General features: G+C 68.6%; 18 protein-coding genes and 1 tRNA gene. 13 read left to right on the top strand and 6 right to left on the bottom strand.

Annotated features, from left to right (window positions below):
• Positions 1–44: 44 nt before the first annotated feature.
• A complete protein-coding gene (locus ACIHAX_RS22790) occupies positions 45–356 on the bottom strand; it encodes a hypothetical protein (RefSeq protein WP_355078262.1) in 312 nt (103 codons plus the stop codon).
• A 189-nt stretch (positions 357–545) separates the two neighbouring features.
• On the opposite strand from ACIHAX_RS22790, the gene ACIHAX_RS22785 reads away from it, so the two are divergent.
• The 11 genes from ACIHAX_RS22785 (at position 546) to ACIHAX_RS22735 (ending at position 12079) form a co-directional block, all read left to right on the top strand.
• Positions 546–2105, top strand: coding sequence for an anthranilate synthase component I (locus tag ACIHAX_RS22785; RefSeq protein ID WP_397279421.1), 1560 nt, complete (start codon positions 546–548; stop codon positions 2103–2105).
• Positions 2102–2917, top strand: coding sequence for a TIGR02234 family membrane protein (locus tag ACIHAX_RS22780; protein ID WP_355078260.1), 816 nt, complete (start codon positions 2102–2104; stop codon positions 2915–2917). Before ACIHAX_RS22785 ends, ACIHAX_RS22780 begins: the two co-directional genes overlap by 4 nt.
• Positions 2918–3100: 183 nt before the next feature.
• On the top strand, positions 3101–3919 hold the full coding sequence (trpC, locus tag ACIHAX_RS22775; protein WP_039797261.1) for an indole-3-glycerol phosphate synthase TrpC: 819 nt from the start codon (positions 3101–3103) through the stop codon (positions 3917–3919).
• Positions 3916–5181, top strand: a complete 1266-nt coding sequence (gene trpB, locus ACIHAX_RS22770; protein ID WP_397279418.1) for a tryptophan synthase subunit beta — start codon at positions 3916–3918, stop codon at positions 5179–5181. Before trpC ends, trpB begins: the two co-directional genes overlap by 4 nt.
• Positions 5178–5978: a tryptophan synthase subunit alpha gene (gene trpA, locus ACIHAX_RS22765; RefSeq protein ID WP_355078258.1), complete on the top strand. Its 801-nt coding sequence runs from the start codon at positions 5178–5180 to the stop codon at positions 5976–5978. The genes trpB and trpA overlap by 4 nt, the downstream gene beginning before the upstream one ends.
• A gap of 202 nt (positions 5979–6180) precedes the next feature.
• The gene (lgt, locus tag ACIHAX_RS22760; protein ID WP_355078257.1) at positions 6181–7305 is read left to right on the top strand and encodes a prolipoprotein diacylglyceryl transferase; all 1125 of its coding nucleotides are present in this window, start codon (positions 6181–6183) and stop codon (positions 7303–7305) included.
• A 231-nt stretch (positions 7306–7536) separates the two neighbouring features.
• On the top strand, positions 7537–8034 hold the full coding sequence (locus ACIHAX_RS22755) for an NINE protein (protein ID WP_364430442.1): 498 nt from the start codon (positions 7537–7539) through the stop codon (positions 8032–8034).
• 211 nt (positions 8035–8245) lie between these two features.
• The gene (locus tag ACIHAX_RS22750; RefSeq protein WP_356967892.1) at positions 8246–8971 is read left to right on the top strand and encodes an amino acid ABC transporter substrate-binding protein; all 726 of its coding nucleotides are present in this window, start codon (positions 8246–8248) and stop codon (positions 8969–8971) included.
• A gap of 12 nt (positions 8972–8983) precedes the next feature.
• Positions 8984–9652 carry an amino acid ABC transporter permease gene (locus tag ACIHAX_RS22745; protein WP_355078255.1) on the top strand — a complete coding sequence of 223 codons (669 nt, stop codon included), beginning with the start codon at positions 8984–8986 and terminating at the stop codon, positions 9650–9652.
• Between the two features lie 103 nt (positions 9653–9755).
• Positions 9756–11174: a pyruvate kinase gene (gene pyk, locus ACIHAX_RS22740; RefSeq protein ID WP_355078254.1), complete on the top strand. Its 1419-nt coding sequence runs from the start codon at positions 9756–9758 to the stop codon at positions 11172–11174.
• 92 nt (positions 11175–11266) lie between these two features.
• Positions 11267–12079, top strand: coding sequence for an acyl-CoA thioesterase II (locus ACIHAX_RS22735; RefSeq protein ID WP_355078346.1), 813 nt, complete (start codon positions 11267–11269; stop codon positions 12077–12079).
• A 9-nt stretch (positions 12080–12088) separates the two neighbouring features.
• Here the strand turns inward: ACIHAX_RS22735 and ACIHAX_RS22730 are convergent, their stop codons facing one another.
• The 4 genes from ACIHAX_RS22730 to ACIHAX_RS22715 all read right to left on the bottom strand — a co-directional run bounded on the left by ACIHAX_RS22730 (position 12089) and on the right by ACIHAX_RS22715 (position 15056).
• Positions 12089–12475, bottom strand: coding sequence for a hypothetical protein (locus ACIHAX_RS22730; protein ID WP_364430437.1), 387 nt, complete (start codon positions 12473–12475; stop codon positions 12089–12091).
• Positions 12476–12667: 192 nt separating this feature from the next.
• On the bottom strand, positions 12668–13288 hold the full coding sequence (locus ACIHAX_RS22725; protein WP_355078252.1) for a low molecular weight phosphatase family protein: 621 nt from the start codon (positions 13286–13288) through the stop codon (positions 12668–12670).
• A gap of 245 nt (positions 13289–13533) precedes the next feature.
• Positions 13534–14046, bottom strand: a complete 513-nt coding sequence (locus ACIHAX_RS22720; RefSeq protein WP_364430433.1) for a monooxygenase family protein — start codon at positions 14044–14046, stop codon at positions 13534–13536.
• A gap of 224 nt (positions 14047–14270) precedes the next feature.
• A complete protein-coding gene (locus ACIHAX_RS22715) occupies positions 14271–15056 on the bottom strand; it encodes an amidohydrolase family protein (protein WP_364430430.1) in 786 nt (261 codons plus the stop codon).
• A 93-nt stretch (positions 15057–15149) separates the two neighbouring features.
• On the opposite strand from ACIHAX_RS22715, the gene ACIHAX_RS22710 reads away from it, so the two are divergent.
• Positions 15150–15551, top strand: a complete 402-nt coding sequence (locus ACIHAX_RS22710) for a MerR family transcriptional regulator (RefSeq protein WP_355078249.1) — start codon at positions 15150–15152, stop codon at positions 15549–15551.
• 106 nt (positions 15552–15657) lie between these two features.
• Here ACIHAX_RS22710 and ACIHAX_RS22705 read toward each other — a convergent pair.
• Positions 15658–15744: transfer RNA gene (locus ACIHAX_RS22705), tRNA-Leu, on the bottom strand.
• A gap of 224 nt (positions 15745–15968) precedes the next feature.
• On the opposite strand from ACIHAX_RS22705, the gene ACIHAX_RS22700 reads away from it, so the two are divergent.
• Positions 15969–16586 (top strand): ANTAR domain-containing response regulator, encoded by a 618-nt coding sequence (locus ACIHAX_RS22700; protein WP_039797267.1) that lies wholly within the window; start codon positions 15969–15971, stop codon positions 16584–16586.
• Positions 16587–16722: the final 136 nt, after the last annotated feature.

The following is a 16722-nucleotide window of genomic DNA, read 5'->3' as shown; positions in this document are numbered from 1 at the left end:
GATCGCGGCGCCGGTCATCGGGCACGAGCCGAGGGGCAGGGCGGCTACGCGCCGATGAGCGCCGCCACCTCAGGGTTCTTGATCGCCATCACATCGAGGATGCCGTGGGCCCGCAGGAACGGCCTCAGCTCTTTGATGCGGTCGCTGTGGACGGCGTATTCGTCGGGGAAGCGGTTCTTGTCGAGGGACTCCAGTGCTTTGACGTAGGTGACGAAGGACGCGAGCGCGTTGGCCGGGGCGCTTTGCTGGTAGGCCGGATGACTCGTGCCCCCGGTGCGCGGGGCGTGCGGGCGCGGGACGCTGTGGTTCGGGATGTGCCGAGAACCCTCGGGCGCTACCGATTGCGAGGGGTACATCAGTTGTCTCCTCTCGAGATGGATACCGCATGCGACGTGGAACGCCGCGAGTGTAGTGAGCCTCGCCACACCTTCGGCGACCGCGTGAGAACCGGACGGTCGACCTGATTTGTCGGGTTTGTCGCGCCGGGTCGCCGCGTCGGCGGCACCGCTCAATCGCCGGTCGGTCCGGCCTGGGATGATGAGTACATGGCAGGCGCGTCCACTCCCACCACCACGACCCGCGAGCAGTTCCATCAGCTGGCCGCGGAGCACCGGGTGGTCCCGGTCACCCGAAAGGTACTGGCGGACTCGGAGACTCCGCTGTCGGCCTACCGCAAACTCGCGGCCGACCGGGCGGGCACCTTCCTGTTCGAGTCCGCGGAGAACGGCCGGTCGTGGTCGCGCTGGTCGTTCATCGGCGCGGGCAGCCCCTCGGCGCTGACCGTCGTGGACGGCGAGGCGGCCTGGCTGGGCAATGTCCCGGCCGACGCGCCCTCCGGCGGCGATCCGCTGGTCGCGTTGCGCGAGACGCTGGAGCTGCTGCGCACCGAGCGGCTGCCCGGGCTGCCGCCGCTGACCGGCGGCATGGTCGGCTACCTCGGCTACGACGCGGTGCGCCGGATCGAGCGGCTGCCCGCCCTGGCGCTGGACGATCTGCGACTGCCGGAGATGGTGCTGCTGCTCGCCACCGACCTGGCCGCGTTCGACCACCACGAGGGCGCGATCACGCTGATCGCCAACGCGGTGAACTGGAACGGCACCGCCGAGCGCGTCGACGAGGCCTACGATGACGCGGTGGCCCGCCTGGACCGGATGACCGCCGCGCTCGGCGCGCCCGCCGACTCCACCGTGTCGGTGTTCGACCGGCCCGAGCCGCGATACCGGCGCAAGCGCACCACCGAGGAGTTCGGCGCGGGCGTGCGCCGCCTGGTCAAGGAGATCGAGGCGGGCGAAGCGTTCCAGGTGGTGCTGTCCCAGCGTTTCGAGATGGATTACGACGGTGCGCCGATCGATCTGTACCGGATGCTGCGCGCGTCGAATCCGAGCCCCTACATGTACCTGCTGCACATCCCCGACGGCGCGGGCGGCACCGCGTTCTCCATCGTCGGCTCCAGCCCGGAATCGCTGGTGACCGTGAAAGACGGTGTGGCGACGACACATCCGATCGCGGGCACCCGCTGGCGCGGCGTCAGCGAGGAGGAGGACCTGCTGCTGGAGAAGGGCCTGCTCGCCGACGAGAAGGAGAACGCCGAGCACCTCATGCTCGTCGACCTCGGCCGCAACGACCTGGGCCGGGTGTGCGAGCCGGGCACCGTGCGGGTCACCGAGTACCGGCACATCGAGCGCTACAGCCATGTCATGCACCTCGTGTCGACGGTGTCGGGCCGGTTGGCGCCCGGACGGATCGCGCTGGACGCGGTGCGGGCGTGCTTCCCGGCGGGCACCCTGTCCGGCGCTCCCAAGGTGCGCGCGATGGAACTGATCGAGGAACTCGAGCCGACCCGGCGCGGCGTCTACGGCGGCGTCGTCGGGTACCTGGACTTCGCCGGTGACGCCGACACCGCCATCGCCATCCGCACCGCGCTGCTGAAGGACGGCACGGCCTACGTGCAGGCGGGCGCGGGTATCGTCGCGGACTCGGACCCGGAGTACGAGGACGTGGAGTCCCGCAACAAGGCGATGGCGGTGCTCAAGGCGATCGCGGCGGCCGGAACGGTGCGGGCCTACGGCACGGAACCCGGCGCGGCGGACGGCGGCACGCGATGACGGCTGCCCATCCCGGAGACGAACCGGACCGAGCGCGAGAACCGACCCCGGACACCGCGGGGCCACAAGCCGTTCCAGCGGCCGACGGCTCGGCCGGATCGGCGAGCGCGGAAGGCCATTCGCGCCGCAACTACCCCGTCGCTCCAGTGGCGTTGCTCGCCCTCGCCGCCGCCGCGCTGTGGGCGTCGTCCCGGATGACCTGGGTGACGGTCACCTCGTCGGACGGTCTGACCCAGCCCCGCACCGATCATCTGAACGGCGGCGTGTGGTTCGGGGCGCTGACACCGCTGGCGCTGGTCCTGCTCGCCTCGATCGCGGCCGTGCTGGCCACCAAGGGCTGGTTGCGTCGCGTGGTCGGCGTGCTGATCGCGTTGGTCGCCGCGGTGGCCGCGGTACCCGCGTTCGCGTTGCTGACCGATTCCGGCAAGACCGCCGAGCGGGCCGCGAAGCTCGCGGAGCTCCCGGCGCGCGCGCAGGTCGAGACGGCGACCACCTCGGCGTTCCCCGCCGTGCTCGCGCTGCTCGGCGCGATCGCCGCGTTCGGCGCTGGCGCCCTGCTGGCCCGCATGCCCGCCGAGACGGCGCGGCTGTCCGGCAAGTACGACAACCCGGTCTTCCGGCGCGCCGCCGCCACGGCCGAGGTCACGCAGCGGCGCGCGCAGTCTCCGGACGACCGGTCGGCACCTCAGCTGTCCGAGCGCGTGCTGTGGGACGCGCTGGACGCGGGCACCGACCCGACCGACGAACCGCAGGCCGGGCAGGCGTCCCCAGAAGATTCCGACCCGGGCGAGGCGGGCCGACGTGGCCGCTGAGCTGTCTCCGCGCGGCGGGTGTGGCGGGTGCCACCTTGCGCGGAGCCCTTCCGCATGGTTCAACCCCAGCCCCGGCGCGAACGCGCCCGGTAGGTCCATTTATTCTTTGACAGCATCGGTGAGACAGCGCCTGGGGGGATTCTCAGGTAGCAAGTCCGTCTCCCCAGAAAGGATTCGAGCCAGATGACGGTACTCGACTCGATTCTCGACGGGGTCCGCGCGGATGTGGCCGCTCGGGAAGCCCTGCTGGACTTCCAGGCGGTCAAGGCGGCCGCCGCGGCGGCTCCCGCGCCGCTGGACGCCCGCGCGGCGCTGCTCGAGGACGGCATCGGCGTGATCGCCGAGGTCAAGCGAGCAAGTCCGTCCAAGGGCGAGCTGGCGGACATCCCGGACCCGGCGAGTCTGGCCAAGGCCTACGAGGACGGTGGCGCGCGGATCATCAGCGTGCTCACCGAGGGCCGCCGCTTCAACGGGTCGCTGGACGACCTGGACGCGGTCCGCGCCACGGTGAGCATCCCGATCCTGCGCAAGGACTTCGTCGTCGGCCCGTACCAGATCCACGAGGCGCGCGCGCACGGCGCGGACGTCATCCTGCTGATCGTCGCGGCGCTGGAACAGGACGTGCTGTCCTCCCTGATCGACCGCACCGAGTCGCTTGGCATGACCGCGCTGGTCGAGGTGCACACCGAGGAGGAGGCCGACCGCGCGCTGGAGGCGGGCGCGTCGGTGATCGGCGTCAACGCCCGCAACCTCAAGACACTCGAGGTCGACCGCGACGTGTTCGCGCGGATCGCGCCCGGATTGCCCACCGAGGTCATCCGGATCGCCGAGTCCGGCATCCGCGGCACCGCCGACCTGCTGGCCTACGCGGGCGCGGGCGCGGACGCCGTGCTCGTCGGCGAGGGGCTGGTGACCAGTGGCGACCCCCGCGCGGCGGTCTCCGAGCTGGTGACCGCGGGCACCCACCCGTCCTGCCCGAAGCCGGCACGGCGGGGTCGGTGACCGGCGTGGCGGCGGTACCTCAGGCCAGCGACGGCGTCGCCCAGCGCAGCGGCCACGAGCCCGACGTGGGCGGGCACTTCGGCGTCTACGGCGGCAGGCACGTGCCGGAAGCGCTGATGGCCGTCATCGAGGAGGTCACCGCCGAGTACGAGAAGTCCCGGCTCGACGACTCCTTCCTCAACGAACTCGATCGGCTGCAGCGCGACTACACCGGCCGCCCGTCGCCGGTGTTCGAGTGCAAGCGGCTGTCCGAGCAGGCGGGCGGCGCCCGCATCCTGCTCAAGCGCGAAGACCTCAACCACACCGGCTCGCACAAGATCAACAATGTGCTCGGCCAGGCGCTGCTCGCCAAGCGGATGGGCAAGACCAGGGTGATCGCGGAGACCGGCGCGGGCCAGCACGGCGTCGCCACGGCGACCGCCTGCGCGCTGCTCGGCCTGGACTGCGTCGTCTACATGGGCGCGGTCGACACCGCGCGCCAGGCGCTCAACGTGGCCAGGATGCGCCTGCTCGGCGCCGAGGTGATCTCGGTGACCTCCGGTTCGCAGACGCTCAAGGACGCCATCAACGAGGCGCTGCGCGACTGGGTGACCAACGCCGACGACACCTACTACTGCTTCGGCACCGCCGCGGGCCCGCACCCGTTCCCGATGCTGGTGCGCGATTTCCAGCGCATCATCGGCCTGGAGGCCCGCGCCCAGGTGCAAGCCACCACCGGCCGGTTGCCCGACGCGGTCGTCGCCTGCGTCGGCGGCGGATCCAACGCCATCGGCATCTTCCACGCGTTCCTCGACGACCCCGAGGTCCGGCTGATCGGTTACGAAGCGGCCGGTGACGGCGTCGACACCGGCAGGCACGCGGCCACGTTCACCGGCGGGACGCCGGGAGCGTTCCAGGGCGCCTACTCGTACCTGCTGCAGGACGAGGACGGCCAGACCATCGAGTCGCATTCGATCTCGGCGGGCCTGGACTATCCGGGCGTCGGACCCGAGCACGCCTACCTCAAGGACGTCGGCCGCGCCGAATACCGCCCGATCACCGACGCCGAGGCGATGGACGCCCTGCTGCTGCTCAGTCGCAAGGAGGGCATCATCCCCGCGATCGAGTCGGCGCACGCGGTGGCAGGCGCCCTGCAACTGGGCAAGGAACTCGGCGAGGGCGCGATCATCCTGGTGAACCTCTCCGGCCGGGGCGACAAGGACATGGACACGGCAGCGCGGTGGTTCGGGCTGTTCGACGAGCCGAAGGAGGAGGGCCGGTGAGCCAGCAGTCCCGCTTGGCGAACACCTTCGCCGCTTGCCGAGCCGAGGGCCGCGCGGCACTGATCGGCTACCTGCCCGCGGGCTACCCCGACCTGGCCGGTTCGATCGAGGTCGTGCGCGCGATGGTCGAAGCCGGATGCGACATCGTCGAGGTCGGCGTCGCCTACTCCGATCCCGTGATGGACGGCCCGACCATCCAGGCCGCCGCCGAACAGGCGCTGCGCGGCGGTGTGCGGGTGCGCGACGTGTTCGCGGTGGTCGAGGCGATCACCGAAGCCGGGGGCAAGGCCGTCGTGATGAGCTACTGGAATCCCGTGCTCCAGTACGGCGTGGATCGCTTCGCGCGGGATCTGGCCGCCGCGGGCGGCGCGGGCATCATCACCCCGAACCTGATTCCGGAAGAGGCCGACGACTGGTTCATCGCCTCGTCGACGCACAACCTGGACCGCATCTTCCTGGTCGCGCCGTCGTCCACCGAGGAACGCCTGGTGAAGACGCTCGAGGCCAGTCGCGGCTTCGTCTACGCGGCCTCGACCATGGGCGTGACCGGCGCGCGGGACGTGGTGTCCTCGGCCGCACCCGCCCTGTGCGCGCGGATCCGGGCCCACTCCGATATCCCGATCGGCGTCGGCCTCGGCGTCCGCTCGGGCGAGCAGGCCGCCGAGATCGCGTCCTACTCCGACGGCGTCATCGTCGGCTCGGCGCTGGTGAGCGCGGCGGGCCGAGGGCTGGACGCGGTGCGAGCACTCACCGCGGAGCTGGCCGAAGGCGTGCGGTCGGCGACCGTCGCGTCCTAGCAACCGGTCGGAGTCCAGCGCAGCGCACGGTTCCGAAGCGCGTCCGACGGGCTCCGACTCCCGGACTCCGGACCCGGTAGCCGCCGAATCGCCATGATCGGGCTCGGCACGGGCCTGCTCTGGGCGTCTTCGGCGAACCCCGACGCGGCGAGGGCGGTGCGGTGGTGGCGGGACGGTCGAGCATCTCCGCTACGGTGGCCCCGTGACGTTACGAGTCCTCGCAGACAGTGTCCTGGCCGACGGCGGCGTCAGCGGCGCCGTGCTGGCCTACCTCCCCAGCCCCGCGCGCGGCGTCTGGCAGCTCGGTCCGTTTCCGCTGCGGGCGTATGCCCTGTGCATCATCCTCGGCATCATCGTCGCGATCTGGTGGGGCGAACGGCGCTGGCGCGCTCGCGGCGGCCAGCCCGGCGCGATCCTGGACGTCGCGATGTTCGCGGTGCCGTTCGGCCTGGTCGGCGGCAGGCTCTACCACGTGGCCACCGACTGGCAGAAATACTTCGGCGCGGGCGGGCACCCGGTCGACGCGCTGAAGATCTACCAAGGCGGGCTCGGCATCTGGGGTGCGGTGCTGCTGGGCGGCATCGGAGCGTGGATCGGCTGCCGGGTATACAAGATCCCGTTGCCCGCTCTGGGTGACGCGGTCGCGCCGCCGATCCTGCTGGCGCAGGCCATCGGCAGGCTCGGAAACTACTTCAACCAAGAGCTCTACGGGCGCGAGACCGACCTGCCGTGGGGCCTGGAGATCTACCGGCGGGTGGGCGACGACGGTCAGCTCGACATGATGAACGGCGGCTCCACCGGCGTGGTCGAAAAGATCGTGCACCCCACCTTCCTGTACGAGCTGCTGTGGAACCTGCTGGTCGTCGTGCTGCTGGTGTACGTGGACCGGCGTTTCCGGATCGGTCACGGACGGCTGTTCGCGCTGTACGTCGCCGGCTACTGCTTCGGACGGTTCTTCGTCGAACTGATGCGCGCCGACGAGGCGACGAAGATCGCGGGCATCCGGATCAACTCGTTCACCTCCGCCCTCGTGTTCCTGGCCGCGATCGCCTACTTCGTGTTCGCCACCAAGGGACGCGAGACGCCCGAGCAGTTGCAACCCGGCGCGAGCCCCCGGCCGTGGCCGTGGCAGCTCCGCGCGCTGCGTGCCGCCGCAGCGGCGCCGACCGAGAAGTCCTCGGGTACCGGCGAATTCGAGAAGGCTGGGTCCGCCGCCGACGCAGCCGAGACCGGGACGTCCGCTGCCGAGCTGGGCGGACATCCCGATGGCTCCGAAAACGGTTCGGCGAAAACGAATTCCGGCACGGCCGCGTCGGACAAGGGCTGATCGCCGCCGGTCGCCGCGACGGCCCGATCCGTCGCGGGCGGCCTCGACTCTGCTCGGCGGCAACGATCGGGCGATCCGCCGCGATAACCACTGGTAGCGCCGAACGCTCCGGAGGCGACAACCCGGTCGTTCCCGGTGACAATGACTCGTGATCGTGACGAGCCGCGGTTCGGCGATCCAGTGAGGCCGGGGGCCGACAAGAGGGTGCCCGCACTAATGAGGAGGACATGAGTGACCGACCCTTACCAGCAGAATCCGGGCGCCGGGGGCCCGCAGTACGGCCCGCCGGGCACCGGCCCTGACCTGACCAAGCCGCTGGAGGAACAGAGCCAGCCGCAGTACAGTCCGCCGCCGGACCCTTACGGCCAGCAGCCCCAGTACGGCCAGCCCGTCGGAGCCTACGGCCAGCAGCCCGGTGGCTACCCGGCCGCGCCGTACCCGGTCGGCCCGCAGGGCTACAACCCGAACGACCCGGAGGCGCCCTGGGGCCGCGACCCGTTCGGTGTTCCGCTGTCGGACAAGCAGAAGCTGGTCGCGGGCCTGCTGCAGATCTTCCTCGGCAGTTTCGGTGTCGGCCGTTTCTACCTGGGGTACACCGGCCTCGGCATCGCCCAGCTGGTGGTCACGATCCTGACCTGTGGTCTCGGCGGCATCTGGGGTCTCATCGACGGCGTCATGATCTTGGTCGGCAAGGTCCCCGATTCGCAGGGCCGTCCGCTGCGCGACTGACCGCCGCGGTATCGACTATGCCGGGAGGTGGGGATACCCGCCTCCCGGTCGTTCGGGCGAAATCAATGAGCACAACCTTTTCGAGCGTGGTGATCGCGATACTGTCGCGCGCACGGGTCCGGGCGTAGCATGACCGGACTCGCGTGCCGTGTGTGGAGGTCCACGCACCGAAGAGAGGATTTCCGTGCGTCGCAAGCTGTTCGCCGCCGCCATGCTCGCCATCGTCGCCGCCACCGGACTGAGCGCGTGCGGTGACAGCGACCCGAATGTGCTGAAGGTCGGCACCGAGGGCACCTACTCCCCGTTCAGTTTTCAGGGCTCCGACGGCAAGCTCACCGGCTACGACGTCGAGGTGATCCAGGCGGTCGGTGCCAAGCTCGGCAAGAAGGTCGAGTTCGTGCAGACTCCGTGGGACGCCATCTTCGCGGGCCTGGAATCCAAGCGCTTCGACCTGGTGGCCAACCAGGTGACCGTGAACGACGAGCGCACGGTCAAGTACGCGCTGTCGGCGCCCTACACCACATCGGCGGGCGTGATCGTCACCCGCGCCGACAACAACGCCGTCACCGGCCTCGCCGATCTCAACGGGAAGACCTGCGCGCAGTCGGCCACCAGCAACTGGAGCAAGGTCGCCACCGACGCGGGTGCGAAGGTCGAGGCCGTCGAAGGTTTCGTGCAGGCCATCCAGCTGCTGAAGAACGGCCGCGTGGACGCCACCGTCAACGACAATCTCGCCGTCGCCGAATACACCAAGAAGACCGGCGACACCAGCGTGAAGATCGCGGGCCGGACCGGATCGGTGAGCAAGCAGGCGTTCGCCGCGCGCAAGGGCGACGCCCTGATCACCGACGTGGACAACGCGCTGAACCAGCTGCGCGCCGACGGCACCTTGGCGAAGATCTCCGAGAAGTATTTCGGGACAGACGTCAGCCAGTAGCCGACATCGTTCATGGACGCCGCCACCCGGGACCTCATCTGGCACAACCTGTGGCCGATGCTGCAGGCCACCGTCACCAAGACCCTTCCGCTCACCGCCATCAGCTTCGCCATCGGCCTTGCGCTCGCGTTGTTCGTCGCGCTGGCCAGGATGTCGCCGGTGCGGCCGTTGTCGGCGGCGGCCCGCTTCTACATCTCCCTGATTCGCGGCACACCGCTGCTGGTGCAGCTGTTCATCGTGTTCTACGCGCTGCCGCAGTTCGACATCGTGATAGACCCCTTTCCCGCCGCGGTGATCGCGTTCAGCCTCAATGTCGGCGGGTACGCGGCCGAGGTGGTGCGCGCCGCCATCCTGAGCGTCGCCACGGGGCAATGGGAGGCGGCGCAGGCGCTCGGCATGTCGTACCCGATGATGCTGCGGCTGGTCATCCTGCCGCAGGCCGCGCGCATCGCCGTGCCGCCGCTGTCGAACACCTTGATCTCCTTGGTGAAGGACACCTCACTGGCCTCCACCATCCTGGTGACCGAACTGCTGCGCGTCGCCCAGCTCGCCGCCGCCCCCACTTTCGACTTCTTCGCGCTCTACGGAGTCGCGGCGCTGTACTACTGGGTGATCTGCCTGATCCTCGGGTTCGGGCAGACCCGGCTGGAAACGAGGTTGGCCCGTCATGTCGCTCGCTGAATATCCGTTTGTACCTGCTATGGAGCTGTCGTTCATTTTTTTCACCAAGGATTCACCATGGCCACGGCGGGACCTGCCCACCGAGCGGGACTAGGCTCTACCCGTGATGCGACGGACGAAGATTGTGTGCACGCTCGGACCGGCCACTGCCACCGAGGACCGTATCCGCGAACTCGTCGAGAGCGGCATGGACGTGGCTCGGCTGAACTTCAGCCATGGCGAGCACGCCGACCATGCCGAGAACTACAAGAAGGTGCGCCAGGCCTCCGACCACCTCGGCCGGGCGGTCGGCATTCTCGCCGACCTGCAGGGTCCCAAGATCCGCCTCGGCCGCTTCCTGGAAGGCAAGACCGTCTGGGCGACGGGTGAAGAGGTCCGCATCACCGTCGACGACATCGACGGGACCCACGACCGCGTGTCCACCACCTACAAGGAACTCGCGCAGGACGCCAAGCCCGGCGATCGCCTGCTGGTCGACGACGGCAAGGTCGGCCTCATCGTCACCCGCGTCGATGGCAACGACGTGGTCTGCCGGGTCACCGAGGGTGGGCCGGTCTCCAACAACAAGGGCGTCTCGCTGCCGGGCATGGACGTGTCGGTCCCCGCGCTCTCGGAGAAGGACATCGAGGACCTGGAATTCGCGCTGAAGCTCGGCGTGGACTTCATCGCGCTGTCGTTCGTGCGGTCCCCGTCCGATGTCGAGCTCGTGCACGACGTGATGGACCGGGTGGGCCGCCGGGTGCCGGTGATCGGCAAGCTGGAGAAGCCGGAGGCGATCGACAACCTGGAGGCCGTCGTCCTGGCCTTCGACGCGGTCATGGTCGCGCGCGGCGATCTCGGTGTCGAGCTGCCCCTGGAGCAGGTTCCGATCGTGCAGAAGCGCGCCATCCAGATGGCCCGCGAGAACGCCAAGCCGGTCATCGTCGCCACGCAGATGCTGGAATCGATGATCGAGAACTCCCGCCCCACCCGCGCCGAGGCCTCCGACGTCGCGAACGCGGTGCTCGACGGCGCCGACGCGGTGATGCTGTCGGGCGAGACCTCGGTGGGCAAGTACCCGATCGAGACGGTGCGCACGATGGCGCGCATCGTGCACGCGGTGGAGACCGAGTCGACCCGGGTGCCGCCGCTGACCCACGTGCCGCGCACCAAGCGCGGCGTGATCTCCTACGCCGCCCGCGACATCGGCGAGCGGCTCAACGCCAAGGCGCTGGTCGCGTTCACCCAGTCGGGCGACACGGTGCGCCGCCTGGCCCGCCTGCACACCCCGCTGCCGCTGCTGGCGTTCACGCCGCTGCCGGAGGTCCGCAGCCAGCTGGCGCTCACCTGGGGCACCGAGACCTTCATCGTGCCGACCGTGAGCAGCACCGACGCGATGATCCACCAGGTGGATGTAGCACTTTTGTCGATGGACCGATACCAGAAGGGTGACCTGGTGGTCATCGTCGCCGGGTCGCCGCCCGGTACCGTCGGTTCCACCAACCTGATCCACGTTCACCGAATCGGTGAGGAGGACCATTAGTGAGTGCTTCCCTGAGCAGCCCCGTCGACGTCGCGGACGGCACGCAGCGTTCCGACCTGGATGTGCTGCTTGCCCTGCTCGATCTCGAGCAGATGGACGAGGACGTGTTCGTCGGCCAGCACCCGGAGAAGGTGTGGAGCCGTACCTTCGGCGGTCAGCTCGTCTCGCAGGCGATCATCGCCGCGGGCCGCACGGTCGGCGACCGGCCGGTGCACGCGGTCAACGCGCACTTCGTGCGCGGCGGCGATGTGAAGAAGCCGATCGAGTACCGGGTGGACCGTCATCGCGACGGCCGGGCGTTCGCCAACCGCACGGTCACCGCCAGCCAGGACGGCCAGGAGCTGTTCGTCATGCTCGCCGCGTTCCAGGACTGGGGCAGGGGACTCGAGCACGCGCACGCCCAGCCGGAGGTGCCGGACCCGGAGACACTGCCGCGGGTCGAGGAGAGCTTCGAAGGCTTGGAGGACAAGCTGGAGATGTTCGTCAAGGCGCCGCATCCGATCGACATGCGCTACACCAACGATCCGGCGTGGATCCTGAAGGGCACGGGGGAGCGGCTCAACCACAACCGGGTGTGGATGCGCGCGGACGGCAGGCTGCCCGACGATCCGCTGATCCATGTGGCGACGCTGGGCTACTCGTCCGACACCACGGTGCTGGACTCGATCATCACCACCCACGGGCTGTCGTGGGGTCTGGACCGCATCGTCGCGGCCACGGTCAACCATTCGATCTGGTTCCACCGCCCGTTCCGTTTCGACGAGTGGGCGCTGTACTGCACCGAATCGCCGGTGGCCGCGGGCTCCCGTGGCCTGGCGACCGGCCGCTTCTACTCCCGCAGCGGCGATCTGCTGGCCACCACGGTGCAAGAGGGACTCATCCGCCACTTCCCCTCGCGGCGCTGAGGTCCGGAGTTACAGCAGTTCGAGATCGCGATCGATGTCGAGATCGACGTCGGTGCGTTGCGATGCGCGGATCGAGACCGGGATATCCGATCCCGGCTCGGTTCGCGCCAGCCCTGAGATGCGCTGCAGCAGTTGGCGTTCCAGTGCGGCCATATGGTCGTCGGTCAGCTGGTCGGGTGCGCCGACCAGACTGAGCGCGATCTCGTAGGTGCTGCGACGGTCCGAGCGGTCGCCGGGCGGATCCGCGGGGCAGCGGCTCTCGAGAGCCGCGTGGGCCGGGTCGTCGGCGTCGACCGGCAGGGTGAAGCGCCAGGCGAACACGTCCCGGTCGGTGAGATGGTCGTCGACCACCTCGCGCACGGTGTCGACGACGCGTTCGAGAGTTTCCGGTGTCACATAAACATGGAGCGAAACATCCGAAATGCGTTTCGGCATGTCTGATTCCTGTCCTGTGTCGAACCAGCAACGGCGGAGAGTGTTGTCCGGCGGGAGTTTAGTGCGTCCGATGCGGAAATGAACACAGCCCGTTGATAACAGGTTCGATACGCGACGGCTGCGTGCGCTGTCGCGTGCGGTTTTCGCCTGCGGTCACCGGGTGCGTTGGGCGGCGAGGAATGTCGCCAGCGGCGCCGGTGCGCCGCCGGGGCGGATCACCAGTCCGCGGCGCTCGTCGTGCGGCCAGCGCGGCTGCTCGTGCGGGGCGAGCGCGAGCAGCAGCGGCACCAGCGCCTCGGCGATGCGGTCGCCGACCTCGCAGAACGCCTGGGGGGACAGCCCGACCGGGTCGGCGATGTTCTCCCGGCCGACCAGCGACAGATCGTTGCGCGCCCGGTGCAATTCGGCGACCGTGCGCGCGCCGGTGACGTGCGCGATGCGATGGGCCTCCAGCAGCGTGAAGGTGCGCGCTCCGGCGCCGAAAGCCAGGTCGACCACCTGGTCGCGGATCTGCTCGGTCATCGTGAGCACCAGGTCGGCCTTGTCGACCAGCTCCGGCTTCAGGCGACGTGCCCGGAAGTTGCTCGCGTCGGCGCCGAGCCCGGTGATGGTCTGCGCGGCCAGTGGCTCGACGGGAAATCCCACCAGCGCACGGGTTCCCGCGCTTTCGGCGGTGAGGTAGGGGAGATCGTGTTCGACCGCGAGGGCGCGCGTGAGCCGCTCGGCGATCACCGAACGGCAAACGTTGCCGTTGCAGACGAACAAGACGTGCATACCGATAACGATAAACGGCGCAGAGGCTATCAGAAGGGCATGAGTCGTTAGTCCCACATGTGGGAACAACATATTCATCTGCTCGTAGCGCGCCGTACACGAAGTACGCCGCTTCCGGCCTCTGGCCTGCGACGTACGTCACTCCGAGGAGTGGTGCTGTTCGATTCTCCTTCTTGCTGTACCCCGGCGCGCAGGCATTCAAACGCTGCATTGTGATTGCTTCGTGATATGACAGCGCGCGCAGACTACTCGGATTCGCTGCCGTAGTAAACGTTTTCGCTCACCACGGGCTCGACCCCGGCCGGTCTGCCCTGGACCCGACCGCGAGTGGAGAAGCGCTGACCGCGCGAGGCGACCACGGGCGCGAACCGCGCGAGTCCTGTCGCGGGGTCCATGTCGTCGTACATGGCATCGATGCCGCCACGAGCGAAGTACGCCTCGTGCCAGAAGCCGGTGCCGCCGGAGTCGCGCAGGAACTCCCGCCACCAGTCCCGATGTGGCGCCGTCCGGGTCCAGGCTTCGAGGCTCTCGAGATCACGCCAGTACTGCCGTGCGCCCCAATGCGGCGGGAACAGCGCCCACACGAGATCTTCGTGCAGCAGCAACCCGTCCGGACGATCCTTGTGCGAGCGATAGAGTTTCGGCCCCAGCCCGAGCAACCGCAGCATCCCCCGAGGCCGCCGCACCCGCATGCCGATATAGATGACCACCAGATCCGGATACTCCGACAGATCCACGGTGGTCCTGTTCACTCGCATCGCATACCTCCGCTGGCCCCGGATGTCGAATGCCGCCACAGGGACAACGATTCGACACTCGGATCGGTTCGATGAGGACGCATGCTCGCCATCCGCGATATCGCCCCGGCCGTCGAGTACCCATCGCCATCCGCTGGTACACGGTTGGCTGCGACAGTGGCCGGGGCGTGTCGATCACGGCTTCGGCGGGTGTCGGCGGTGGCCATCGCAGTGACCGGTCGGTGTCAGAGTTCCAGTAGCCGGGCGATGGTTCCGCCGAGCACGCGTTCCCGCACTTCGCCCGAAGCGGTGACGCGTTCCACCGTGGCGCGGGCCAGGAAAGGGTCGCCGTAGGGGGCGTCCGAGCCGAACAGAGTACGGTCGGGAATTTCGTCGATCGCGAGCCGAACAGCGAATATGACGTTGGCGGTGGACAGTTCGAGGTACATGTTCGGAATTTCACGGACCAATTCGATGGCCGACAGCCAGTTGAGCCCGCCCATCTGGCTGATGATCAGTGGAACGGTCGAATGCCGACGTGCGAGGTCCGCCAGAGTTCTCAAGTCCCGGGCCGTGGTCGGGGCGAATCCATGGACCACCACCGGAAGGCCCCCGTGGTCGGCGGCGGCTCGCAGGACCGGTTCGATCCGCGCCGCGTTGTCGGGCTGTGGTGTCAGTTCGCCGATGCCGCGCAGGCCTCGGCCGACCACCTCGCGGTACACGTACTCGGCGATCTCCGACGCGGGCAGATCGAGCCGCACCGTGCCGAAGCCGATGAAACGATCGGGATATGCCGCGAGCGCCGCGTCGAGTTCCTGCCACGCCAGGCGGTAGCTGTCGGCGTCTTTCCCGCGCCCGTCGAGGGCGGCGGTCAAAGCGCTCATCTCGTTTCGGAGCGACACGAGATCGGTCGCCCGTTCCGGATGCGGACGTGTGGCGAACAGCACCGCCCGGTCCACTCCCGCTTCGTCCATGAGTTCGATATGAGTCCGCACCGGGTCGTGAACATGGCTGTGCGCGTCGATGATCAAGGGATGCCTCCCGTGGCGTTCGAGGAATAGGGCCGCGGGTGCAGTGTTGAAGGTTGACGCAGTGCAAGGTCAAGAGATCGGGAGTGACGTCGCATGTTGATCGGAGAATTGGCCGAACGCACCGGCGCCAGCGAACGTCAGCTGCGCTACTACGAGCACGCCGGTTTGCTCACACCGCAGCGGCAGGCCAATGGCTACCGCGACTACGACCGCACCGCGGAACAGACCGTCCGGCAGATCCGGGCCTTACTGGCCGCGGGCCTGTCGACGCGCTTGGTTCGACAAGTGCTGCCCTGCGCTCTGGACGAGGGCTCCCTGCGCCCTTGCCCCGGGGTGCTGGAGAAGCTACGCACCCAGCTGGTCCGGCTCGATCACCGTGCGACCGACCTGGCGCAGGCCCGGGAAACCCTTCGCGAGGTGATCAGAACCGCCGAAGACGCCGAAGCACGGCAACCACGGCCGAAGCTGCGGCAGCCGACGACGCCGGACGTTTAGGCGGAGGCGTGGCCGTGGCATCACGTGGTGTGGCACCGCGCTTGCGCTCGGCGGGGGCCGCGTGACGGGATCAGGGAGTGGCAATCGCAGAGATCGCGTTCCACCTTGGTGCCGAGTGTGGGACTCGAACCCACACGTCCTTTCGGACAACGGTTTTTGAGACCGTCGCGTCTGCCAGTTCCGCCAACTCGGCGCACCGGGTGGAACTATAGCGGGTCGGGTGGCGTGGACGGAAATGGGTTGGCCCGAACGGCGCGGAGGCGCGGTTTGCGCAGGGTATATGCGTTCTATGCCGAAGTGAAAGGTACTCTTTACATCACTCGACAGCCCGAAGGATGGCCGGAGCTCGCCCCGTGCGAGCGCGGCTTTCCTTTGGTTGGGTCGGGTACAGGGCATCGGAACCAGAGGGGTCTACCTATGAGCACAGCAGCTGGGGGCGCCGGCACCAAGAAGGACGCCGGGGCGAAGCGGGTCGTCGTCGCCGAGGACGAGGCGCTCATTCGCATGGATCTGGTCGAGATGCTGACCGAAGAGGGCTATCAGGTGGTCGGCGAGGCGGGTGACGGCCAGCAGGCGGTGGACCTCGCCGTCGAGCACCGGCCCGATCTGGTCATCATGGACGTGAAGATGCCGCGCCGTGACGGGATCGACGCGGCGGCGGAGATCGCGTCGAAACGCGTTGCCCCGGTGGTCATCCTGACCGCGTTCAGCCAGCGCGATCTGGTGGAGCGGGCCCGTGACGCGGGTGCGATGGCCTACCTGGTGAAGCCGTTCACGAAATCGGATCTGGTGCCCGCCATCGAATTGGCCGCCAGTCGCTTCCACGAGATCACCGCGCTGGAGAGCGAGGTCGCGAATCTCGCCGAGCGACTCGAGACGCGCAAACTGGTGGAGCGTGCCAAGGGTGTGCTGATGCAGACGCAGGGCCTTTCGGAGCCGCAGGCGTTCAAGTGGATTCAGCGCACCGCAATGGACCGCCGCACGACGATGAAGGCGGTCGCCGAGGTAGTGCTGGAGAACCTGACACCGAAGTGACGGCGCCGTTCGCGGGAAAATTTACGCGAACGAAACGTAGTCGTGAACAAGAATTCGAAACGATGTCGCGCGCATGATCCGAATGTGATGCGGAACTAACGTACCGACGCTATGTTCTGACCGGGCTGATGTGAGT

The sequence above is a fragment of the Nocardia sp. NPDC051929 genome, from assembly GCF_044548645.1.
Taxonomy (GTDB): Bacteria; Actinomycetota; Actinomycetes; order Mycobacteriales; family Mycobacteriaceae; genus Nocardia; species Nocardia sichangensis.
The sequence above is the reverse complement of the archived record's forward strand: the minus strand, read 5'-3'. Positions and strand labels throughout refer to the sequence as shown.